Here is a 20,228-nt window from a genome sequence, read left to right as displayed (position 1 = left end):
CTCGACCCGGGCAGCACGACCGCGCGGGGCGGGGCCTGCCGGGGCGGGCGCGCTACGCGGCCGGGACCACCGACGCGCGTATCGCGGAGGCCCACTCGCCCAGCAGGGTGGCGTGGCGGATCCGCTCCGCGTCGGAGAGGCGGCCCTCGGCGCGCGCGAAGAGGCAGCGGATGTCGGCGTTGATCTCGGCGAGGGAACGTTCGGGGACGAGGTGATCGTCAGAGGTCGGGCTCACGTGATCAAGAGTAGGCGGCGCCTCTGACAACGGTGGACCATGTCCGTCATGCGGACGCCCCGAGAGCGGGGTTCGTCCCGCTCGTCCCGCTCGTCCCGCTCGTCCCGCTCATTCCGCGAGCCGGGCGGCCCGGAGGCGAAGGTAGCGGCGCTCGGGAACGCTGAGCGTGAGGCCGGCGGCCTTCGCGTAGGCGGCTCTCGCCTCCGCGCGCTCGCCCGCCATCTCCAGCAGATGGGCCCGTACGGCCTCGAGCCGGTGGTGACCCGCCAGGCGCTCGTCCCGGTCCAGATCGGCGAGCAGGGCCAGGGCCCGTCGCGGCCCGTGCACCATGGCCACGGCGACGGCGTGGCCCAGGCGCTCCACGGGGCCGGGGACCATGCGGATCAGTACCTCGTACAGGGCGAGGATCTCCACCCAGTCGGTGTCCTCGTCGCTCGCCGCCTCGTCGTGCACGGCCGCGATCGCGGCGCGCAGCTGGTACGGGCCGAGCCGCGCGTGGGTGAGGGCGTCGCTGACCAGCGCGACCCCTTCGGTGATGGCCGCGCGGTCCCAGCGCGTGCGGTCCTGCTCGGCGAGGGGGACCAGGTCGCCGTCGGGCGTGGTGCGGGCGGCCCGGCGGGCGTCGGTGAGCAGCATCAGGGCGAGGAGGCCGGCCACCTCGCCGTCGGTCGGGAGCCGCGCGTGGACGGCGCGGGTGAGGCGGATCGCCTCGGTGGCGAGGTCGGCGCGCTGCAGCTCACGGCCCGAGGTGGCGGTGTAGCCCTCGTTGAAGATCAGGTAGAGCACGTGGAGCACGTCGGCGAGCCGTTCGGCATGATCGTCGGCCGCTTCCGGGGCGGCGCCACCGGTCCCGTCGGTCCCATCGCTGCGATCGGTTTCGTCGGTGTCCTCCGCGTCGTTCGGCCTGATGCCGAACGGGGCCCCGGAGGCCTTGAGGCGCCGTTTGGCCCGGGTGATCCGCTGCGCCATCGTGGCCTCGGGCACCAGGAGGGCGCGGGCGATCTCCGCGGTGGTGAGGCCGCCGACCGCCCGCAGGGTGAGGGCGATCCGGCCCGCGGGCGGCAGTTCGGCGTGGCAGCAGAGGAAGAGCAGGGCGAGGGTGTCGTCCTCGGTAGGGGCCCGACCCTCCCCCGGTGGCGGTGCCACGAACTCGTCGCGCGGGGTCAGCGCGGCGGCCGTCTCCTCACGGCGCCGACGCGCGTCCTCGCTGCGCAGCTGGTCGGTGAGCCGGCGGGAGGCGACGCGGATCAGCCAGCCGCGGGGATCGGCCGGGCGCCCCTCCTCGGGCCACTGCCGGGTGGCGGCGAGCAGTGCCTCCTGTACGGCGTCCTCGGCCGCGTCGAAGTGCCCGTAGCGGCGGACGAGCGCGCCGAGGACCTGCGGCGCCAGCCGGCGCAGCAGGTCCTCGCTCGCGGGGGTGAGCCCCAGGTCGGGGCCGGGGTCGGCGTCCGGGCCGGGGTCGGGGTCCGGGTCAGGGGCGGTCAGCACATCTCGGTCCCCGAGCGGCTGTCGACGGGGTGGACGACGACCGGGTAGTTGGGTGCGCCCTCCGGCACCGGACAGGCGTAGGCGCGGGCGGCGATCTCGGCGGCGCGGTCGAAGTCCGCCACATCCACGATCCAGTACCCGGCGAGCACCTCCTTGGCCTCGCCGTACGGTCCGTCGGAGACCACGGGAGTGCCGTCCGCGGCAGCGGTGACCAGGCGGGCGTGGCGGGGGTCGGCCAGACCTTGTCCGTCGACCCATTCGCCCGACTCGGCGAGGTCGTCGTTGAGGGCGCCCATGTGGTCGAACATCGCCTTGAGGTCGGCTTCGGACCATCCGGGGCCGTCACTGTTCGCGGCGCCGCCCATGGCGTCGTAGTCGGACTGCTTGCCGAGAACCATCAGCATGTACTTCATGGGGTGCCACTCCTTCTGTTCCGCGCTGCGGCTCCGAAACCAGGTTCGGGATCGGGATCGGGAGCCTTTCGTAGGGGACGTCGGAGCCGTCCTTCCCATTTCGACACGTCGGCCGCGGCCGCGCGACGGTTTCGGCCGGAGGCTGCCCCGTACGGCCCAGTAGGCTCATCACATGAAGATCATCGATCTTGAGCCCGGCGACCCCCGGCTCACCTCCGACCTCCTCCCCGTGCTGCTCGAACTGCGTCCCCACCTCACGGAGGAGCTGTTCCTCAGGATCCTCACGGAGGCGCACGGCCAGGGGCTGCGCTTCACCGCCGCCTACGACACGGACGGCCGGTGCGTCGGCGCGGCCGGCTGGCGGATCGTCGTCAACACCGCGTCGGTCCGCTCGTTCTACGTCGACGACCTGGTCACGGCTGCCGCCGCCCGCTCCACCGGGGTGGGCCACGAGCTGCTCGCGCACCTGGAGCAGCACGCCCTGGCCGCCGGCTGCACCGCCCTCACCCTGGAATCCGGTACCCAGCGGACCGACGCGCACCGCTTCTACTTCCGCGAGCGGATGGCCGTCACCGCCTTCAGCTTCGAGAAGCCGCTCGGCTGACGCGTCCACCCGCACGTCCGGGCGCCGTCCTGGCACCATGACGGCATGGAACGTGTGCTGGGAATCGGTGGGTACTTCATGCGGGCGGCCGACCCGGCGGCCCTCGGCGCCTGGTACCGCGACTGCCTGGGCGTGGACGCCGACGAACAGGGCCTGTGGCAGCAGGGCGCCGGGCCGACGGTGTTCGCGCCGTTCGAGGCCGAGACCGACTACTTCGGCTCCCGCACCCAGCAGACCATGCTCAACTTCCGGGTCCGCGACCTCGACGCGATGCTCGCGCAACTGCGCGCCAAGGCAGCGGACGTGGACCCGGAGACGCAGGACATGGAAGGTGTGGGCCGATTCGGCTGGGTCACCGACCCGGAGGGCAACCGGATCGAACTGTGGCAGCCCGCCTGACCCCTTCGGCACGTGGCCGGTCGCACCACCCGGACGAGGTGCGTGAGGCCGCAGGCCACTCTCCCGGAATTGGCCTTGCCTCGCGGGCGATCGACCTCGATACGTTCGCGGCATGCGCATCCGGATCGTAGACGCCTTCACCAGCCGCCCCTTCACCGGAAACCCCGCCGGTGTCTGCCTGCTCCCGGCCGGCCCCTGGCCGGACGACGCGTGGCTGGGGCAGCTCGCCGCCGAGTTGAACCACCCCGAGACGGCCTTCGCCCTACCGCTCCCGGCCGGGGCCGAGGCCGAGGCCGACTGGGAGATCCGCTGGTTCACCCCGCTCGTCGAGGCCGACCTGTGCGGCCATGCCACCTTGGCCACGGTGCACACGCTGCGCCGGGAGGGACTGCTGACCGGCGGCCCGGTGCGGTTCCTGAGCCGGGCCTCCGGTCTGCTCACCGCGTGGGCCGAGGAGGAGAAGGACGGGGACGAGGGCGACGAGGGCGAGATCACGCTGGACTTCCCGGCCGCCCCCACGACCGAGGTTCCGATACCCGCGGGCCTCGCCGACGCCTTGGGCGTCCGGCCCGAAGGCACCTTCCGTACGGGCGCGCTGGGCGATCTGCTCGCCGTACTGCCCGACGAGGCCACCGTACGGGCGCTGCGCCCCGACCTTGCGGGGATCGCGGCTCTGTCCCTGCGCGAGGAGTTGCGCGGGGTCATCGTCACCGCGGCGGCGGCCGCCGGGGCGGAGTCCGGGTACGACTTCGTCTCCCGGTTCTTCGCTCCCGCGAGGGGCATCCCCGAGGATCCGGTCACCGGCAGCGCCCACACCGCACCGGCGCCCTACTGGGCGGCGCGGCTGGGCCGCCCCGACGCCCTCACCGGGCTGCAGGCCTCGGGTCGTCCGGGGCGGGTGAAGGTCGCGCTCCAGGGGGACCGGGTCCTCCTCACGGGGCGCGCGGTCACCGTTCTGGAGGCCACGCTCCGCGTCCGACCGGTCCTCGGGGAACCGTGACCGAACCGTCGCCGCCTCGACGCGTGATCGACCTCGTCGGCAGGGCCCGCGCCTTGCTAGCTTCCACCGAAGCCGACCCCTGGAGGACCGATCGCATGCCAGTATCCCGAGGCCCCCGCAGCGCACTGAGCGCGGCGGCCGTGGCCACCGTCCTGCTGGCGGGCGCCACCGGATGCGGGGAGAAGCACGGCACGGCCCCGGCGGCGGCCTCCGTTTCGGCGTCCGCGGAGGCGTCGGCGTCCGCTTCCGAGTCGGTATCGGCCTCCGCCTCTCCGTCGTCCCCGGCCGCCTCGGCGCCCGGATCCTCCGCGCCGGCGAGCCCGACCCCGACCACGCCGCGGGCCGTGACGCCTCCCCCGGCGCCGACCCGGCTCACGGTCGCGGTCGACACCCGGGGCGGCCGGCTCGCCCTCGTACGCGGCGGCGCCCCGCAGGAGTTCGCCGTCACCCTGCGGAACGGCAACTCCGCCGCGTACCGGCACGTGCTGGTCGCCTTCCAGATGGAGATGCTGGTCGGCGAACCGGGCGCACGGGCGGGCAGCGGGCCGGGGTTCCTGCTGGAACGCTTCGACCCGGCCTCTGGCAGCTGGCGCCCGGCCGCCCTCCGCATCGCCAACGACACCGCACCGCTGTCCCTGTACGCGGGTGGCAGCCCGCTCGCCCGCGAGGCCGTCCGCACCGAGCGCTACCGGCTGAGCGCCACGGCGGGCGGACCCACGGGCAGCAGCCCGCTCGTGGTGTCCTTCGTCGACACGGACGCCGACAGCGAGGTCGCCGCCCATGTGGTCCTCGCGCACAGCACCCGCTGAGCGCACCGCCCTAAGGGTTGAGGGTCCAGGTGAACTTGCCGCCGCTGAGCCAGTGGACCACTTCCAGGTCGTCGAGGTCGTGGATGATGATCCCGGCCTCGGCGGCGATCAGGAGCACGTCCGTCATCGAGCTCGCCCTGCCGACGAACTCGCCGTCGACCTCCACGATGCGGAAGGGCGGGTTTCCGGGTTGCACCCCTCGTACGGTGATCCGTGCCGGGGAGATGTGAGGTGTCGAGCCTTCGGTCATGCGGAGACGGTCGCATGCCGTGGCCGGTGACGGGCTCGGCGACACGTTCGGAGGGGCCGATCGGTTGCCTCCACGCCCGTCCGCGGGTCCGCGGCGGGCCTCTGCGGGGCCGCTGGTCAGGCCGGTTCCCTGACCGTCTCCCCGAGGGCGGACGCCGCGGTGCGCCAGGCCGCGGTGACCGCCTGACGGGCCCGGTCCGTGGCCTCCGGCACCCGGTCCGGCAGGTGCAGGGGCGAGCCGATGTGGACGTGGAAGCAGGGGCGGCGCAGCGGGGCGGTGACGACGCCGGCGAGCTGTTTGGCGCCGCTCCCGGAGCAGAGGCGGCGGGCACCCGCTTGGCCTACGGGCACGATCGGGGCGCCGGTCGCGGCGGCGAGCCGGGCCAGGCCGCTGCGGAAGGGGCCGGGAGCCGTCTCCCCCGCGTCGCGGCGCACCGGGAGGCGGCCTTCGCCGTAGAGCAGCACGCTGCGGCCCGAGGCGAGGGCGACGGCCGCGGCGTCGAGGGAGTCGGCCGCGCGGGCGGTGCCGCGATGGACGGCGATATGGCCTTCGCGGCGCAGTACGGAGCCGAGCAGCGGTACCCGCCAGAGGCCACTGGTGGCCAGGATGACCGGCTCGATCCCGTGCCGGCGCAGGGCGGCGACCACGACGGCCGGGTCGGCGAGGGAGGTGTGGTTGGCGACCAGGATGGCACCGGGGGCGTCGGGTCGGACCCCGGGGTCGGCGGTCACCGTCAGGCGCCCGAAGGCGGGTACGAGGGCGGCGGCGATTCGGCTGAGCATGGACGACCCCGTTCGGCTGGTGCGGTGGTGGTGCGGTGCGTTGTCGCCCCATGGTCGGCCGGTGGGACGGGCGGGGTCATGAGTAGGCGTACTCAGCGAATATGACCGAACGGTCACAAGATCCAGCGCGTGGAACGACCGGGGCACCGGGGGTATCTAGCAGTGCGGCGGGGCCCATGGGGCCTCTCCGGTCGTATCGGCATGATGTGAGCAGCAAGGCGGGGCTGGGATGAAGGCGGTAACGGTGGCGGGCGGTTCCTCGGACGACCCGAAGATCGAGGCAGAGACCACCGTCCTGGAGGGGGAACCCGAGGCGACGACCGACGCCGATGCCGATGCCGGCGTCGCCGGTACGGACCGGGCGGAGCATGCCCCGGCGGAACCGGAGGCCGACGCCGTGCCCGAGGCAGAGCCCGAGGTCGCGGCCCGCCCCGAGAGGGACGACGAGCCCGAGGCCGAAGCCGTCTCCGAGGCCGAGCCGAAGGAGCAGGCCGACACCACGCCCGCAGCCGAGGCCAAGGACACGGCCCGCCCCGAGGACGACGACCAGCCCGAGGCCGAAGCCGAAGGTGAGCCGGAGGCGGAGCCCGAGGACGAGAGCGGCACCGAGCACCCGGGCGAAGCCCGCCCGGAGACGGACGCCGAGGCCGAGCCCGTGGTCGCGGCCCGCCCCGCGAAGGACGACGAGCCCGAGGCCGAAGGCGCCCCCCAGGCCGAGCCGAAGGAGCAGGCCGACACCACGCCCGCAGCCGAGGCCAAGGACACGGCCCGCCCCGAGGACGACGACCAGCCCGAGGCCGAAGCCGAAGGTGAGCCGGAGGCGGAGGCAGAGACCCAGGACGAGGCCGAGGCCGAACTCCCGGGCGAAGCCCGCCCCGAGTCCGACACCGAGCCGGAGTCGACGACCGACCGAGACGGCGACGGCGGGCCTGTTGCCGCGGACCAGGCTGACGCCGCATCCGAGCCGGAGGCTCCGGGCGGGGACGCGTCCGAGGCCGAGCCGGTGGTGGAAGCACCGTCCGACCGGACCATGCTCATCACCCGGCCCAAGCCCAAGGCCACCGAGCCCGACGCCGACGCCGAACCGGCGGACGAAGCACCGTCCGACCAGACCATGCTCATCACCCGGCCCAAGCCCAAGGCCACCGAGCCCGAGGCCCCTCGGAAGGCTCCGTCCTGGGCGCGGAAGGCCGAGCCGGACACCGACGCCGACGCCGACCCCGAGCGGACGAGCCAGTTCGTCGCCCTCAAGGACGTCGACCTGCCGGCGCCCGTCGCGCCGCGGGCTCAGCCTCCCGAGGCACGGGTGGCCGCGCCGCCGGCCACCGCCGCACCGCTGCCCCCGCTGGAGCTGCTGGCCGACCTCACCAACACCCCTCCCCTGGCGGAGACCCCCCGCCGGACGGCGGTGCGTCGCGTCAAGATATGGACGCCGATCCTGCTGCTCCTCGTGGGCGCGGGGGCCGGTGCCCAACTGCTGCGCCCCCTGCCCGCCCCGCAGCTCGTCGCCGCCGAGACGGACCGCACCATCGGCGGGCAGTTCTCCGTCCCGTGGCCCGCCAAGGGCCAGGGCGCCGTTCGCGTCTCCGGCTCCGGCGACATCGGCACCTTCGGGGAGCAGAAGCCCGTCCCGACGGCCAGCGTCGCCAAGGTGATGACGGCCTACGTGATCCTCAAGGGCCACCCGCTCCGCAAGGCCGACCCGGGTCCGGACATCACGATCGACGCGAAGACCGTGGCTGACGGCAACTCCGACCACGAGTCCCGCGTCGAGGGTCTGACCGTCGGGCAGAAGTTCAGCCAGCAGGACGTGCTCAAGATGCTCATGATCCCCTCGGGCAACAACGCCGCGCGCCTGCTGGCGCGGTGGGACACCGGCACCGACTCCGAGGCCGCGTTCGTCGCCAAGATGAACGCCGCCGCCAAGGAACTCGGGATGACGAACACCACGTACACGGACCCCAGCGGTCTGGACTCGGGCACCGTCAGCACCGCCGTCGATCAGCTGAAGCTCGCCGAAGCCGTCATGAAGGACGAGGTGTTCCGCTCGATCGTCGCGCTCCCGAACGCCAGCATCAAGGGGTTGTCCACGCGGCTCGAGAACAACAACATCCTGCTCACCTCCCAGGGGCTCAGCATCCGGGGGATCAAGACCGGTTCCAGCACGCCCGCCGGCGGGGCCCTGATGTGGGCGGCGTACAAGTCGATCGACGGCAAGGACCAGTTGATCCTCGGCACGTTGATGGACCAGCATGTGGACGGGCCGGACGAGGACGGCGGGAACAGTCTCAAGCTGGTGCTGGCGAACAGCAAGACGATCATCGAGGGGGTGCGGACGGCCCTCGCGTCGGCTCCGGTGATCCGCAAGGGCGACGTCGTGGGCCATGTGGACGACGGGCTCGGCGGCCGTACGCCGTTGGTGGCCACCAAGGACCTGAATGTGATCGGCGTCCCGGGCCAGCAGCTGAAGCTGTCTCTCAAGGCCGGTTCCGGCGCCGGCGCCGGATCGCTGCCGCACACCGCGAAGGCCGGTGCCGAGGTGGCCGTGCTGACGGTGGGCAGCGGGGAAGGGGCCCGGAGCGTGCCGGTGGCGGTCGAGGACGCCCTCGTCGAGCCCGGCTTCGGCACCCGGCTCACCCGGGGTCGCTGACCGGTCGGACATCGCCGACCCCGGCAGGGGTGAGGAGGCCGCGCCCGACGGGCGCGGCCTCCTCGTGCTCAGGCGCCCGGCGGGACCCTGGACGGGCGGCCCGTGCCGCGCGTCAGGGAGTAGCCGAGGATGCCCGCGAGGGCGGCGAGCACGCCGCCCGCGGCGGTCCAGATCCAGCGGTCCGACCACCAGCCGCCGGACCAGCCGTCCTCCGGCTCGCGCAGGGTCGCGGTGACGGTGCCGGCGACCAGCGGGGTGGAGAGCGTGCTGTCCACCGCGCTGATGCCGCCGGTCTCCTTGACCTCGGCCTCGACCGCCGCGCGTACCGGCAGGCCCAGGTCCTCCTCCGGCGCGTCGACGACGGTCAGCCGTACGTAGTAGCTGCCCGGCAGCGGATCGTTGGCCCACGGCTCGGCGCCGGCCCGTACGGTGCGCAGGGTGCAGGACAGTTCGACCGTGGCGGCCTCCTTCGCCGCGGCGGCGGTCTGCGTGCCGTAGGTGCACGCCTGTCGGCGGCGCAGTCCGTCGTACACGTCGAGCTGCCAGGTCGAGGCACCGTGCCGGGCCTTCGACTCGGGCAGGGTGACGGCGGCCTTCACCGTGGCGCGCTGCTGGGCGTCGATCGGCACCACCCAGTAGAGGTAGTCGCCGCTGGACGCGCCGGCCGTGGCCTTCTGGCCCGGGCGGAACGCCGCCGCGGTACGGAAGCTGGTGCCGGCCTCGGTGGGAGCCGATTCGGTCGTGGCCCCGCCCGGACTCGCACTGGCACTGGCGCCGGCGCTCGGCGAGGACGTATCCGCGACGGCCGTGCCCACGGCCGTCGCCGCCACCGTGAGGGCGGCTGCCGCGGCCAGCAGGGACGCGGTCAGTGTGCCTACTCTACGCATCAGTTGGTCCTCCAGACGGAGATGCGCCAGCGGGAGATCCATCCCCACACCAGACCGGCCAGCAGTCCGGCGAGCGCCAGCACGGCCAGCAGCCACCAGCCCCGCCCGAGACCGAAGGCGGCGACGTCGGAGGCCTCGTCGGGGCCGTCCACCAGGTCGATGGTCAGCTCGACGGGCATGCCCGGGGTGGTCTTGACGGAGGCGGGAGCGGAGAAGGAGTTGCTGACCTGGAGGCAGACGGTCTCGGGCACGGGCTTGTCGTCCGAGTCCGCGCCGTCGATCTCGGCCTTCGGGTAGCGCAGGCCGGTGGAGAGGACGTCGGTGCGCCCGTCACCCGCCTCCGAGCCGCGGACGATCTCGCGCCCGTGGACGGTGGTGGCGCGCAGCAGGACGCCGTAGTCGTTGTTGACGGCGCGGTCGGCGCCGATGCTGACGGAGGCGCGCAGCTCCTGGCCGGGGAGGACGTCGACCCGGTACCAGCGGTGCTCACCGAAGGTCTCGCGGTCGCTGTAGAGGCCGGCCTTCAGCTGCGGGGCGTTCGCGCACTGCTTGGCGCCCTCGGTCGCGACCGGGTTGACGACCGGGTCCGCGGCGCGGTCGACGAGTTGTTTCACTCGGCTGGAGAGGTCCGCCTTGTGCTGCACCGAGGTGTAGGTGCCGCCGGTGGCCTCGGCGATGCAGGTCAGCTGCGCCCGGGTCTTGGCGTCCGGGACCAGGCCGAGGGTGTCGATGACCAGGTGGATGCCCTTGGCGGCGATGTCACGCGCCACTTCGCACGGGTCGAGCGGGGCGCAGGTGTCCTCGCCGTCCGTGATGAGCACGATCCGCTTGGAGCCGTTGCCGCCTTCCAGGTCCTGGGCCGCGCCGAGCAGGGCCGGTCCGATCGGCGTCCAGCCGGTGGGGGCGAGGGTCGCCACCGCCGTCTTCGCCTCGGTCCGGTCGAGGGGGCCGACCGCGTAGAGCTGCTTGGTGTCCTTGCAGCCCAGGGCCCGGTCGTCCCCGGGGTAGTCGGCCCCCAGGGTGCGTATGCCGAGGCGTACCTCGGCCGGGACCGCGTCGATGACCTCGTTGAAGGCCTGCTTGGCCGCGGCCATGCGGGTCTGTCCGTCGATGTCGTTGGCCCGCATGGAGCCGCTCACGTCGAGGACGAGGTCGACCTTGGGGGGTTCCTTCGCCGTCGGTTCGTCGGCGGCGTTGGCGCTCGCCGGGAAGAGCCCGACGGCCAGGGCGGCGAGCAGGCCGCACGCCCCGACCGCAAGCCGTTTTCTTGTGATCATCGCCGGATCGTATTGAGGATCGTCCGGCAATCCAAAACGGGCTGCCGGCCGGGGCTTTCGGGGCGTCCGTGCGGTGTACGCGGCCTTGCGCCGACCGTCCACGGGGTGTCGGGCGGGGGCGGACCGGCGGATATCCGGGTGCATGGGGCGGAGCGTCCGATCTAGGCTCCGGGGATGAGCGCTACCCGTATCTTCCGTATCACCGTCCGCGGCTCCTTCGACGGTCTCACCGACGACCAGAGGGCCGAGTTGCTGGCCGCCGCGCCCGAGCACGACATGCTGCGCGCGGAGTTCACCGCCGAGGGGCACCTCTCGTACGACCTCGCGGCGCGCCCCTTCTTCACCTTCCGCTTCCTGGATTCGGGTGAGGTCGAGGAGGACATCCTCGACGCGACGGCCCGGGCGGAGCTGGCGGCGGAGGGCTGGCTGGCCGAGCGCGGATACGGCTTCAAGCAGCTGAAGTCACAGGCCCAGGACATGTCGCTGGCCCCGTTGGGCAAGCGCCGGCGGCGGGAGGCCGCCCGGTCCGACGCCTGACCGATCGGTTCGGCCCCGTCGGGTCGGTGGGGCCTGTCGGATCGGTGGGGCCCTGTCGGATCAGTTCGGCGGCGGGTGCGCGGCGAAGACGTGCGCGAGGTGGGCGGCCAGTTGCCGGGGGGAGGGTGGGGAGAGCCGGGCGCCGAGGTATCCGTCCGGGCGGATCACGAAGGCCGTGGGTTCCTCGGCCGCGTACAGGCGGGCGAACTCGCCCCGGCCGTCGGTGTAGACCGGCAGCGTCGCCCCGTCGGCCTCGACCACGACGTCCGCGGCCGCGGCGGCGTCCGGGTCGGCCGCGCGCACCACGCAGACCTCCATCCGGCCGCCGGAGGACTCCCGGGCCGTCCGTACCAGCTCGTCGAGGGCGGGGCCGGACCCGGACTCCGCCCCGGCCCCGTACAGCAGCAGGACGTGGTCCCGCTCGCGCAGGACGTCGTACAGGCGCATCGGGTAGCCGGTGATGGGGCCGGTGAGGCCCGCGCAGTCGGGCGCCCGGTCGCCGGGCCGGGGACCCCCGCCCGCGCCGGCCGGGTCCACGGACGGGCTTCCCCGGTAGCCGACGAGGAGTTGGGCCTCGCGCATGATCAACGTCGCGGGGTCGTCGGGGTCGTTCTCCATCCCCTCGACGGCATGCCGGACGGTACGGCCGACGACTTCCTCGCCGACGGGCCGGCGCTCGGCGTCGTAGCCGGCGAGCAGGTCGGGGTGGGCGGCGCCCGCGCAGGCCAGGGCGAGTTTCCAGGCCAGGTTCCACGCGTCCTGGATACCGGTGTTCATGCCTTGGGCGCCGGTCGGCGGGTGGATGTGGGCCGCGTCCCCGGCGACGAAGACCCGGCCGTCGCCGTAGCGGTCGACGATCCGGTGGCTGATACGGAACACCGAGGTCCAGCGGATGTCGTAGGCGGTCGTGGGCTGCGGTGAGAGCCGGTCCAGGACGGCCTGGATGTCTGCCTGTCCGGGGCCCCGGCCGCTCTGCAGGCCGTGGGTGATGCCGTCGGAGGCCCCCTCGGTCCGTCCCGCCGTGGAGAGTTCGGGCGGCACCATCATCGACATGCGGTACCGGCCCCGGCCGGGCAGCGGGATGCAGACCAGCACGTCGTCGACCGCCCCTGCGCCGTCCAGGTGCATGGCGCGCACGGCGTATCCGGGCGGCAGGTCCCAGTCGACGCGTACGTCGCCGAGCATGTACTCCTCGGCGAAGGCCCCGCCCTCGAAGCTGAGGCCGAGTCCCTTGCGGACGATGCTGTGGGCGCCGTCGCAGCCCACGAGGAAGCGGGTCCGTACCTCTTCCTCCGCCCCCGAGGCGGTGCGCAGCCGGCAGGTCACCCCGTCGGCGTCCTGGGCGAACGACACCAGTTCGGTGCCTCGTTCGATCGCGGTGCCGAAGCGGCCCAAGTGCGCTTCGAGGATGCGCTCGGTCTCGTACTGGGGCAGCGCCGCGAACCCGTAGGGGACTTCGGGCGGCAGCGAGAGGTCGATGCGGGGCTGCTCGGCCCCGTTGACGTAGAGGATCTGGCCCCGCATCGGGACGGCCGCCTCCAGGGCGGTGCGGGCCAGTCCCATGCGGTCCCACACCTCGAAGGTGCGCGGCTGGATGCCCACGGCCTTCGCGTACGGCAGCCGGGCGGGCAGCCGGTCGACGATGCGGCAGGAGACACCCCGTCGGCGCAGCTCCGCGGCGGCGGTCAGCCCGACCGGGCCGGCGCCGACGACCAGTACGTCCGTTGCGTAGGTGTGCGCCACCGGCGCCTCCTGGCGTGCGGCCCCCGGAGAAATGGATTCCCTCCATGGTGGCCGCCCGCCGGGTGTCCGGCATCTTTACTCGATCACGAGGTCCACGGCGATGTTGCCGCGGGTGGCGTTGGAGTAGGGGCAGACCTCGTGCGCCTTCTTGACCAGCAGGGCGCCCGTCTCGCCGGCGAGGGACTCGGGGAGCTCGACGCGCAGGACGACGGCGAGGCCGAAGCCGGCGCCCTCCTTGATGATGGAGACCTCCGCGGTGACCGAGGCCTCGCCGGTGTCGACCTTGGCCTGACGGCCGACCAGACCGAGCGCGCTGGCGAAGCAGGCCGCGTAGCCGGCCGCGAAGAGCTGCTCCGGGTTGGTGCCCTGCCCGTTGCCGCCGAGCGCCGGGGGCATGGCGAGGGCGAGGTCGATCTGGCCGTCGGAGCTGACGGCGCGGCCCTCGCGGCCGTTGGCGGTGGCGACAGCGGTGTAGAGCGCGTCCATGAGAGGTCCTCTCGCAGAAATGAACCGTGGTGGCGGCCGGTGGTCGGCCGCGCTCCACTACTAGAGCACACAATTCAGTTGTGCACAATTCAATGCCTCGCAAGTTCTTCCCGGGTACACTGGGCGTCATGACCGAGCAGCCCACCGCGACCCACGCCGACCAGGACTTCCTGCGCCTCGACGGACAGATCTGCTTCGCGCTGAACGCCGCGAGCCGCGCCTTCGGAGGGCTCTACCGGGTCGTCCTGAAGGACCTGGGGCTCACCTACCCCCAGTACCTGGTGATGCTCGTGCTGTGGGAGCACGGCGAGATGCCGGTCAAGGAGATCGGGCAGCACCTGCGACTGGACTCGGGAACGCTGTCCCCGCTGCTCAAGCGCCTGGAGGCGGCCGGACTGGTCCGCCGCGAGCGCAGCACCGAGGACGAGCGGTCCGTGCACGCCCACCTGACCGAGGAGGGCGTCGCGCTGCGCGTCCGGGCGGTGGAGGTGCCCCGGCGGATCGCCGCCGCGACCGGCTTCGAGCTCACCGAGGTCCTCGATCTCCAGGCCCGCCTGAACCGTCTCACCGCCGCCCTCGACGCCGCCGTGCCCCGGGAGGCCGGAGAGGCGTAGCCGCCGCCCGCACCGGACACTGGGTCCGGAAGACCGGGGGCGGGAGCGGGAGGCGGGGCGGCGGGCAGGAGGTGCGCGATGGACCCGGTTGCGGCGCTGGACCGGATCGCCTTTCTGCTGGAGCGTGCGCAGGCGCCCACGTACCGGGTACGGGCCTTCCGGTCCGCTGCGGCCGCCCTCACCCGGATGGGCGAGAGCGAGGTGGCCGAGCGGGTCGCGGCCGGTTCCCTGGAGGCCGTGAAGGGCATCGGCCCCAAGACGGCCCAGGTCGTCCGGGAGGCACTCGGCGGAGCCGTCCCGGCCTATCTGCAGACGCTGGAGGACGAGATCGCCGCGCTCCCCGAGGGGCCGCCGGCCACACCCGCCGCGACCGCGCTCCGGGCGGCGCTCCGCGGGGACTGCCATGTGCACTCCGACTGGTCCGACGGCGGCAGTCCGATCGAGGCGATGGGACGGGCGGCGGCCGCCCTGGGCCATGAATGGGCCGTACTGACCGACCACTCGCCGCGCCTGACCGTCGCGCGGGGACTCTCCCCGGAGCGGCTGCGCGAGCAGCTGCGGGTGGTGGCCGAGCTCAACGACACCTGGGCGCCCTTCCGGCTGCTCACCGGAATCGAGTGCGACATCCTCGACGACGGGTCCCTGGACCAGGAACCGGAGCTGCTGGACCAGCTCGACCTGGTCGTCGGCTCGGTGCACTCGAAGCTGCGGATGGACTCCCCCGCGATGACCCGGCGGCTGCTGGCGGCCGTACGGAACCCGCTGATGGACGTCCTGGGCCACTGCACGGGGCGGCTGGTCACCGGCCGGACCCGGCCGGAGTCGCAGTTCGACGCGGAAGCCGTCTTCGCGGCCTGCGCGCGGAGCGGTACCGCCGTGGAGATCAACAGCCGACCCGAGCGGCTGGACCCGCCCCGGCGGTTGCTGCGGCTCGCCGTGGCGGCCGGCACCTTCTTCGCGATCGACACGGACGCGCACGCCCCCGGCCAGCTCGACTGGCAGATCGTCGGCTGCGAGAGGGCGGTGGAGTGCGAGGTTCCGACCGGGCGTGTCATCAACACCTGGCCGGCCGAGGAGCTCCTGGCCTGGACCCGCACCCGGGAGATGCCCTGACGGCCGTCCCGTCCCGTCGCGGCCGGCGGCGGACCGCGACATGTGTGGATCGCGGGTGGCTCGCGTGGCTCGGGTAGTCAGCGGTATCGCGTGTATCGCGTGTATCGCGGGCGTATCGAAAATCGGATACGCCCCCGCAACCGCCCTCCGCGTGGAATGTCGGCATGAACCATGACGCATCCCTGCCGGCACCGCCGCCACCCCGTCGCACGCGCGCGATCGTGCTCCTGGTCCTGGCGGTCATCGCCCTGACGGGCGCCGCCTACGTCCTGTGGCGGCCGCTCATGATGTCCGCCCCGATGTGCGCGGCCGGCCGGTGGCACGGCTGCTACGACACGTTCAACGGTGTGGTGCTCATGACCTTGGCCACGCTGCCGGTGGCCCTGCTGGTGGCGTGGGCCCTGGCGTGCCGTCGACGCGCCGCCGGCGTCGCGTCGGCGTGGCGCCTGTCGCTCGCCGAGGTGGGCATGGTCCACGGCACGGTGCCGTTCGTGTGGATGACCATGATGCCGGGCGGTGGGGCCGGCATGGTCCCCGCCCGGGTGAGCCTGGTACCGCTGCGGGACCTGGTCACGATGGGGCCGCTCGGGATCGTCGGCAACCTGCTGGTCCTGGCGGCGCTGGGCTTCTTCGCCCCGGTGCGGTTCGCGGCGGTGACGTCGCTGCCGCGGATCCTGGCGCTCGGGGCGGGCTGCTCGATCCTGATCGAGACCGCCCAGTACGTGCTACGGCTGGACCGGGTCTCCTCCGTGGACGACGTCCTGGTCAACGCCACCGGCGCCGTGCTGGCGGCACTCGCGTCGCGTAGCTGGTGGCGCGACCGGCGCGGCACGACGGGGACGCCGTCCGATCTGCCGCGCCCCACCCCGGCGCCCGCGGCGGCGGGCCGGGTCGCGTGATCGGCGGTCGCACACCGTCGCATACGTCGACGATATGGTGCGCTGCTTAAGCTTCGGACATGCGCGTACTGATCGTCGAGGACGAGCCCTACCTGGCCGAGGCCGTCCGCGACGGCCTACGACTGGAGGCGATCGCCGCCGACATCGCCGGCGACGGCGCCTCCGCCCTGGAACTGCTCAGCGTCCACTCCTACGACCTCGCGGTCCTCGACCGCGACATCCCCGCCCCCTCGGGCGACGAGGTCGCCCGGCGCATCGTGGCCTCCGGCAGCGGCATCCCGATCCTCATGCTCACCGCGGCCGACCGGATCGACGACAAGGCCTCCGGGTTCGGGCTCGGCGCGGACGACTACCTCACCAAACCGTTCGAGCTGCGCGAGCTCGTCCTGCGACTGAGGGCGCTCGACCGCAGGCGCGGGCACGCCCGGCCCCCGGTCCGCGAGATCGCGGGACTGCGGCTCGACCCCTTCCGCCGGGAGGTCTTCCGCGACGGGCGCCATGTCGCGCTCACCCGCAAACAGTTCGCCGTGCTGGACGTCCTCGTCGGCGCCGAGGGCGGGGTCGTCAGCGCCGAGGAGCTGCTGGAGCGGGCCTGGGACGAGAACGCCGACCCCCTCACCAACGCCGTGCGCATCACCGTCTCCGCACTGCGCAAACGGCTCGGCGAACCATGGGTCATCGCCACGGTGCCCGGCGTCGGCTACCGCATCGACGCCGGTACGGGCCCCACCGCCCCCGGCCGTACGCGTGGATAGACGACCCGGGGTCAGCGCCCGACTGAAGCTCACCCTCAGCTACGTCGGGTTCCTCGCCCTCGCCGGCGCCCTGCTGCTGGCCGTGGTGTGGGTGTTCCTGCTGCGCTACGTACCCGACAACTCCCAGGGCCTGCTCGGGGTCTCGCCCAACCGCTACCTCCTGGTGCACACCTTCGCCCCGGCCGCGGCCGTGGCGATGGCCTTCCTGCTCGTGTTCGGCCTCGTCGGGGGATGGATCCTCGCCGGCCGGATGCTCGCACCGCTCACCCGGATCAGGGACGCGGCGCGGCAGGCCGGGGACGGGTCGCTGTCCCACCGGATCCGGATGCCCGGCCGTCAGGACGAATTCCGGGAGCTCTCCGACGCGTTCGACGCGATGCTCGAACAGCTGGAGTCCCACGTCGCGGAGCAGCGACGGTTCGCCGCGAACGCGTCCCACGAACTGCGCACCCCGCTGGCGATCTCACGGACGCTCCTCGACGTCGCCCGCGAGGACCCGACACGGGACCGGGGAGAGCTCATCGAGCGCCTGTACGTGGTCAACACGCGGGCGATCGACCTCACCGAGGCCCTCCTGCTGCTCGGCCGCGGCGACCGGGGTGGTTTCACCCGGGAAGGCATCGACCTCTCCCTCCTCGCCGAGGAGGCCGCCGAGACGCTGCTTCCCCTCGCCGAGCGACGCGGGATCACGCTCGACGTCACCGGCGGGGCGGCCCGGACCGAAGGTTCGGCGGAGCTGCTGCTGCGGATGGTGACGAACCTCGTCCAGAACGCCGTCGTCCACAACCTGCCCGCCGGGGGCACCGTGACGGTCCACACCGAGGCGCACGGCGCCACGAGCGTGCTGCGGGTGGAGAACACGGGCCCTCGGCTCCCCCCGGAACTGGTACCGACCCTGACCGAACCCTTCCGGCGGGCAGCGGACCGCGTACGCACCGACGAGCACGCCGGCGTCGGCCTCGGCCTGGCCATCGTGCAGAGCGTCGTCCGCGCCCACGACGGAACCCTCGACCTGGTCCCCCGCCCCGCCGGCGGTCTCCTCGTCACGGTGCGGCTTCCGGGCACACCGTAGGTCTACGGGTCCTCAGCGGGTACCCGGGGTGATCAGGCCGGTCTCGTACGCCGCGATCACCGCCTGGGCGCGGTCACGCAGGCCGAGTTTGGACAGGACCCGGGCCACGTGCGTCTTGACCGTGGCCTCGCTGAGCCGGAAGCGGGCGGCGAGTTCGGCGTTGCTGAGGCCGCGGGCCAGGGCTTCGAGGATCTCCAGCTCGCGCGGGGTCAGCGTGCCGAGGTCGCGGTGCAGGGGCGTCGTGCGCTCCCCGGCCGTGGCGAACCGCTCCACCAGCCGCCGGGTGATCGTCGGGGCGAGCAGCGCGTCCCCGGAGCGGACCAGACGGACCGCCGCCGTCAGGTGTTCCGGGGTGACGTCCTTGAGCAGGAAGCCGCTCGCGCCGGCGCTCAGGGCCGCGTACACGTACCGGTCGAGGTCGTAGGTGGTGAGGATGACGATCCGGGGCGGGGTCGCCTCGTGGGCGAGGATGCGGCGGGTCGCCTCCAGCCCGTCGGTGCCCGGCATCCGGATGTCCATCAGAACGACGTCGGGCCGGGTGCGCCGCACCGCGGCCACCGCCTGCTCCCCGTCGGCCGCGTCGGCGACCACGTCGATGCCGTCCGCCGTGAGGATCATGCGGAATCCGGTGCGCACCAGGGCCTGGTCGTCGACGATCACCACGCGGGGTACCGGCGGGGCCGTCCCGGTCACATCTCCTCCACGGGGATCACGGCGCGGAGCCGGTATCCGCCGCGGGGGCCGTCGCCCGCCCGCAGCGTACCGCCGTACACCGCGAGCCGTTCGCGCAGGCCCACCAGGCCCCGCCCGCCGCCCGGGGGCGCGGGGGTGCGTGGCGCGCCGCCGCTGTCGGCCACCTCGACCCGCAGTTCGCCGGGCGCGTACTCCACCGTCACCGACACCCGCGCCCCCGCGGCGTGCCGGACCGCGTTGGTGAGACCTTCCTGCACGACCCGGTAAGCGGCGAGGTCCACGCCCGGGGCCAGTTCGGGCCGGCTGCCGTGGACCGCCAGGTCGACGGCGACTCCGGAATGCCTTACGCGGCCGGTCAGTTCCTCCAACCGGTCCAGGCCTGGCTGTGGGGCCAGGCCCACATCGCGCGCCGGGTCCGAGGCCTCGTCCCTGTCGTCGTCGCCGTCCCGGCCACCGTCGGACATCGTCAGCAGACCCATCACGTGGCGCAGTTCCGACATCGCCGTACGTCCCGCCGCCTCGACCGCCCGCATCGCCTCGCGGGCCTGGTCGGGCGAGGCGTCGAGCACCTTGCGCGCCGCGCCCGCCTGGATCGTCATCATGCTCACGTTGTGGGTCACCACGTCGTGCAGTTCCCGCGCGATGCGGGCGCGTTCCTGTTCCACCGCCCGCCGGAGCTGATCGCGCTGCTCCTCGCGCAGGGTGCGCAGGCGTTCGCGCCAGCGGTGGATACCGTGTGCGGCGAACCCGGCGGGCAGGAGGACGAGTACCGGTACCACTCCCCCGTCCACCTTCGGGATCAGGGGGAAGGCGGCGGTGAGCACCATCCCGGCGAGCACCGACAGGACGGTCGAGATCCGGTGGGGGCTGTGCATCGCGGCGCTGTACGCGGCCACCAGCCCGGAGGCGAAGACGACCGTCGTCGCGTCCTGTGCCACGTTCCCCTGGTGGAACAGCACGGTCGCGCCCATGACCGCCCAGTAGACGGTCAGCGGGAACCGGCGGCGCAGCAACAGGGGCGCCGCGGTGAGCAGGGCCGCCATCAGCTCCCACGGCTCCATCGGCGGCAAGGTGTGCTGCACGAAGGGCACGAGCTGCGCGGGGCCCGGCCCTTCACCCATGCGTACGGGCGGCAGGGGCGGCGGCAGCGGGATCCCGGAGCTGCCGGGCGGCTGTTCCCCGAAGTCGACGTACGAGCGGTTCAGGTCGCCGAGGACCGTGGCGACGGCCAGTGCGAGCGCGAGGAGCGCGTCGACCGCCCAGGCCCTGCGCGACAGGCGCGGCCGGATCCGGTCGGCCCGGGCGGCGCGGGCCCGGCGGACGGCTGCTTCGATCATCGGGCCAGTCTGTCAAGAGGCAGGCTTCTGCGGGTCGTTCCGAGGTCGGAGGACCACCGCCGACGGGCGTACATCGCGGGGATGACCCGCCGCCGGGTCCTCCCGGCACGGTAGGGACTTTCCGCACCACGGCCGACGTGCCGGTCCGGGTCTCCTCCCTAGCGTCGGGGCGTACCCGACACCCC

Annotated in this window: 22 protein-coding genes; 11 read left to right on the top strand and 11 right to left on the bottom strand. The window is 73.4% G+C overall.

The window, feature by feature from the left end:
* Positions 1 to 52 precede the first annotated feature (52 nt).
* From OG624_RS39325 to OG624_RS39315, 3 genes are all read right to left on the bottom strand, one after another.
* The gene (locus OG624_RS39325) at positions 53 to 235 is read right to left on the bottom strand and encodes a hypothetical protein (RefSeq protein ID WP_030718260.1); all 183 of its coding nucleotides are present in this window, start codon (positions 233 to 235) and stop codon (positions 53 to 55) included.
* A 108-nt stretch (positions 236 to 343) separates the two neighbouring features.
* Positions 344 to 1,663, bottom strand: coding sequence for an RNA polymerase sigma factor (locus tag OG624_RS39320; RefSeq protein ID WP_371640915.1), 1,320 nt, complete (start codon positions 1,661 to 1,663; stop codon positions 344 to 346).
* 53 nt (positions 1,664 to 1,716) lie between these two features.
* On the bottom strand, positions 1,717 to 2,136 hold the full coding sequence (locus OG624_RS39315; RefSeq protein ID WP_033216703.1) for a YciI family protein: 420 nt from the start codon (positions 2,134 to 2,136) through the stop codon (positions 1,717 to 1,719).
* Positions 2,137 to 2,308: 172 nt separating this feature from the next.
* On the opposite strand from OG624_RS39315, the gene OG624_RS39310 reads away from it, so the two are divergent.
* The 4 genes from OG624_RS39310 to OG624_RS39295 all read left to right on the top strand — a co-directional run bounded on the left by OG624_RS39310 (position 2,309) and on the right by OG624_RS39295 (position 4,948).
* Complete coding sequence (locus OG624_RS39310) at positions 2,309 to 2,740, top strand: GNAT family N-acetyltransferase (protein WP_033216701.1); 432 nt, start codon at positions 2,309 to 2,311, stop codon at positions 2,738 to 2,740.
* Positions 2,741 to 2,785: 45 nt separating this feature from the next.
* On the top strand, positions 2,786 to 3,139 hold the full coding sequence (locus OG624_RS39305; RefSeq protein ID WP_266447565.1) for a VOC family protein: 354 nt from the start codon (positions 2,786 to 2,788) through the stop codon (positions 3,137 to 3,139).
* A 112-nt stretch (positions 3,140 to 3,251) separates the two neighbouring features.
* Complete coding sequence (locus OG624_RS39300) at positions 3,252 to 4,139, top strand: PhzF family phenazine biosynthesis protein (protein ID WP_371640587.1); 888 nt, start codon at positions 3,252 to 3,254, stop codon at positions 4,137 to 4,139.
* A 95-nt stretch (positions 4,140 to 4,234) separates the two neighbouring features.
* On the top strand, positions 4,235 to 4,948 hold the full coding sequence (locus OG624_RS39295; protein ID WP_371640586.1) for a hypothetical protein: 714 nt from the start codon (positions 4,235 to 4,237) through the stop codon (positions 4,946 to 4,948).
* Positions 4,949 to 4,958: 10 nt separating this feature from the next.
* Here OG624_RS39295 and OG624_RS39290 read toward each other — a convergent pair whose 3' ends face one another.
* Positions 4,959 to 5,198, bottom strand: coding sequence for a hypothetical protein (locus OG624_RS39290; protein WP_033216691.1), 240 nt, complete (start codon positions 5,196 to 5,198; stop codon positions 4,959 to 4,961).
* 116 nt (positions 5,199 to 5,314) lie between these two features.
* Positions 5,315 to 5,980, bottom strand: a complete 666-nt coding sequence (locus OG624_RS39285) for a lysophospholipid acyltransferase family protein (protein WP_033216689.1) — start codon at positions 5,978 to 5,980, stop codon at positions 5,315 to 5,317.
* Positions 5,981 to 6,209: 229 nt separating this feature from the next.
* Between OG624_RS39285 and OG624_RS39280 the strand changes: the two genes are divergently transcribed.
* Positions 6,210 to 8,630 (top strand): D-alanyl-D-alanine carboxypeptidase, encoded by a 2,421-nt coding sequence (locus OG624_RS39280; protein WP_371640585.1) that lies wholly within the window; start codon positions 6,210 to 6,212, stop codon positions 8,628 to 8,630.
* 68 nt (positions 8,631 to 8,698) lie between these two features.
* On the opposite strand, the gene OG624_RS39275 is transcribed toward OG624_RS39280, so the two are convergent.
* Both OG624_RS39275 and OG624_RS39270 read right to left on the bottom strand, forming a co-directional pair.
* Positions 8,699 to 9,517, bottom strand: a complete 819-nt coding sequence (locus OG624_RS39275; protein WP_033216687.1) for a hypothetical protein — start codon at positions 9,515 to 9,517, stop codon at positions 8,699 to 8,701.
* Entirely contained in the window at positions 9,517 to 10,794 is a 1,278-nt protein-coding gene (locus tag OG624_RS39270; protein ID WP_033216685.1) for a VWA domain-containing protein, read from the bottom strand. Before OG624_RS39270 ends, OG624_RS39275 begins: the two co-directional genes overlap by 1 nt.
* 174 nt (positions 10,795 to 10,968) lie before the next feature.
* On the opposite strand from OG624_RS39270, the gene OG624_RS39265 reads away from it, so the two are divergent.
* Positions 10,969 to 11,331 (top strand): DUF6204 family protein, encoded by a 363-nt coding sequence (locus OG624_RS39265; protein WP_161295353.1) that lies wholly within the window; start codon positions 10,969 to 10,971, stop codon positions 11,329 to 11,331.
* Between the two features lie 60 nt (positions 11,332 to 11,391).
* On the opposite strand, the gene OG624_RS39260 is transcribed toward OG624_RS39265, so the two are convergent.
* A complete protein-coding gene (locus OG624_RS39260) occupies positions 11,392 to 13,074 on the bottom strand; it encodes an FAD-dependent monooxygenase (RefSeq protein WP_033216681.1) in 1,683 nt (560 codons plus the stop codon).
* A gap of 75 nt (positions 13,075 to 13,149) precedes the next feature.
* Complete coding sequence (locus OG624_RS39255; RefSeq protein ID WP_033216679.1) at positions 13,150 to 13,560, bottom strand: organic hydroperoxide resistance protein; 411 nt, start codon at positions 13,558 to 13,560, stop codon at positions 13,150 to 13,152.
* 128 nt (positions 13,561 to 13,688) lie between these two features.
* Between OG624_RS39255 and OG624_RS39250 the strand changes: the two genes are divergently transcribed.
* From OG624_RS39250 to OG624_RS39230, 5 genes are all read left to right on the top strand, one after another.
* Positions 13,689 to 14,174 (top strand): MarR family winged helix-turn-helix transcriptional regulator, encoded by a 486-nt coding sequence (locus tag OG624_RS39250; RefSeq protein WP_033217237.1) that lies wholly within the window; start codon positions 13,689 to 13,691, stop codon positions 14,172 to 14,174.
* Positions 14,175 to 14,252: 78 nt separating this feature from the next.
* Complete coding sequence (locus tag OG624_RS39245; RefSeq protein ID WP_033216677.1) at positions 14,253 to 15,287, top strand: PHP domain-containing protein; 1,035 nt, start codon at positions 14,253 to 14,255, stop codon at positions 15,285 to 15,287.
* 164 nt (positions 15,288 to 15,451) lie between these two features.
* Positions 15,452 to 16,186 (top strand): VanZ family protein, encoded by a 735-nt coding sequence (locus OG624_RS39240; RefSeq protein ID WP_033216673.1) that lies wholly within the window; start codon positions 15,452 to 15,454, stop codon positions 16,184 to 16,186.
* Positions 16,187 to 16,245: 59 nt separating this feature from the next.
* Positions 16,246 to 16,941, top strand: a complete 696-nt coding sequence (locus OG624_RS39235) for a response regulator transcription factor (protein ID WP_033216672.1) — start codon at positions 16,246 to 16,248, stop codon at positions 16,939 to 16,941.
* Positions 16,934 to 18,013, top strand: coding sequence for a sensor histidine kinase (locus OG624_RS39230; protein ID WP_033216670.1), 1,080 nt, complete (start codon positions 16,934 to 16,936; stop codon positions 18,011 to 18,013). The genes OG624_RS39235 and OG624_RS39230 overlap by 8 nt, the downstream gene beginning before the upstream one ends.
* 12 nt (positions 18,014 to 18,025) lie before the next feature.
* On the opposite strand, the gene OG624_RS39225 is transcribed toward OG624_RS39230, so the two are convergent.
* Both OG624_RS39225 and OG624_RS39220 read right to left on the bottom strand, forming a co-directional pair.
* On the bottom strand, positions 18,026 to 18,706 hold the full coding sequence (locus OG624_RS39225; RefSeq protein ID WP_033216668.1) for a response regulator: 681 nt from the start codon (positions 18,704 to 18,706) through the stop codon (positions 18,026 to 18,028).
* Positions 18,703 to 20,043: a sensor histidine kinase gene (locus OG624_RS39220; protein ID WP_051762946.1), complete on the bottom strand. Its 1,341-nt coding sequence runs from the start codon at positions 20,041 to 20,043 to the stop codon at positions 18,703 to 18,705. Before OG624_RS39220 ends, OG624_RS39225 begins: the two co-directional genes overlap by 4 nt.
* Positions 20,044 to 20,228 lie beyond the last annotated feature (185 nt).

Source organism: Streptomyces virginiae (genome assembly GCF_041432505.1).
GTDB lineage: Bacteria > Actinomycetota > Actinomycetes > Streptomycetales > Streptomycetaceae > Streptomyces > Streptomyces virginiae_A.
Note: the sequence above shows the minus strand (reverse complement) of the source record. Positions and strands in the feature narration are given on the sequence as shown.

Coding starts and splice junctions, on each gene's coding strand:
- OG624_RS39290 (WP_033216691.1), bottom strand. CDS start 5,198: ATGACCGAAGGCTCGACACCTCACATCTCCCCGGCACGGATCACCGTA.
- OG624_RS39245 (WP_033216677.1), top strand. CDS start 14,253: ATGGACCCGGTTGCGGCGCTGGACCGGATCGCCTTTCTGCTGGAGCGT.
- OG624_RS39285 (WP_033216689.1), bottom strand. CDS start 5,980: ATGCTCAGCCGAATCGCCGCCGCCCTCGTACCCGCCTTCGGGCGCCTG.
- OG624_RS39270 (WP_033216685.1), bottom strand. CDS start 10,794: ATGATCACAAGAAAACGGCTTGCGGTCGGGGCGTGCGGCCTGCTCGCC.
- OG624_RS39305 (WP_266447565.1), top strand. CDS start 2,786: ATGGAACGTGTGCTGGGAATCGGTGGGTACTTCATGCGGGCGGCCGAC.
- OG624_RS39255 (WP_033216679.1), bottom strand. CDS start 13,560: ATGGACGCGCTCTACACCGCTGTCGCCACCGCCAACGGCCGCGAGGGC.
- OG624_RS39295 (WP_371640586.1), top strand. CDS start 4,235: ATGCCAGTATCCCGAGGCCCCCGCAGCGCACTGAGCGCGGCGGCCGTG.
- OG624_RS39275 (WP_033216687.1), bottom strand. CDS start 9,517: ATGCGTAGAGTAGGCACACTGACCGCGTCCCTGCTGGCCGCGGCAGCC.
- OG624_RS39220 (WP_051762946.1), bottom strand. CDS start 20,043: ATGATCGAAGCAGCCGTCCGCCGGGCCCGCGCCGCCCGGGCCGACCGG.
- OG624_RS39315 (WP_033216703.1), bottom strand. CDS start 2,136: ATGAAGTACATGCTGATGGTTCTCGGCAAGCAGTCCGACTACGACGCC.
- OG624_RS39235 (WP_033216672.1), top strand. CDS start 16,246: ATGCGCGTACTGATCGTCGAGGACGAGCCCTACCTGGCCGAGGCCGTC.
- OG624_RS39280 (WP_371640585.1), top strand. CDS start 6,210: ATGAAGGCGGTAACGGTGGCGGGCGGTTCCTCGGACGACCCGAAGATC.
- OG624_RS39300 (WP_371640587.1), top strand. CDS start 3,252: ATGCGCATCCGGATCGTAGACGCCTTCACCAGCCGCCCCTTCACCGGA.
- OG624_RS39265 (WP_161295353.1), top strand. CDS start 10,969: ATGAGCGCTACCCGTATCTTCCGTATCACCGTCCGCGGCTCCTTCGAC.
- OG624_RS39310 (WP_033216701.1), top strand. CDS start 2,309: ATGAAGATCATCGATCTTGAGCCCGGCGACCCCCGGCTCACCTCCGAC.
- OG624_RS39250 (WP_033217237.1), top strand. CDS start 13,689: ATGACCGAGCAGCCCACCGCGACCCACGCCGACCAGGACTTCCTGCGC.
- OG624_RS39240 (WP_033216673.1), top strand. CDS start 15,452: ATGAACCATGACGCATCCCTGCCGGCACCGCCGCCACCCCGTCGCACG.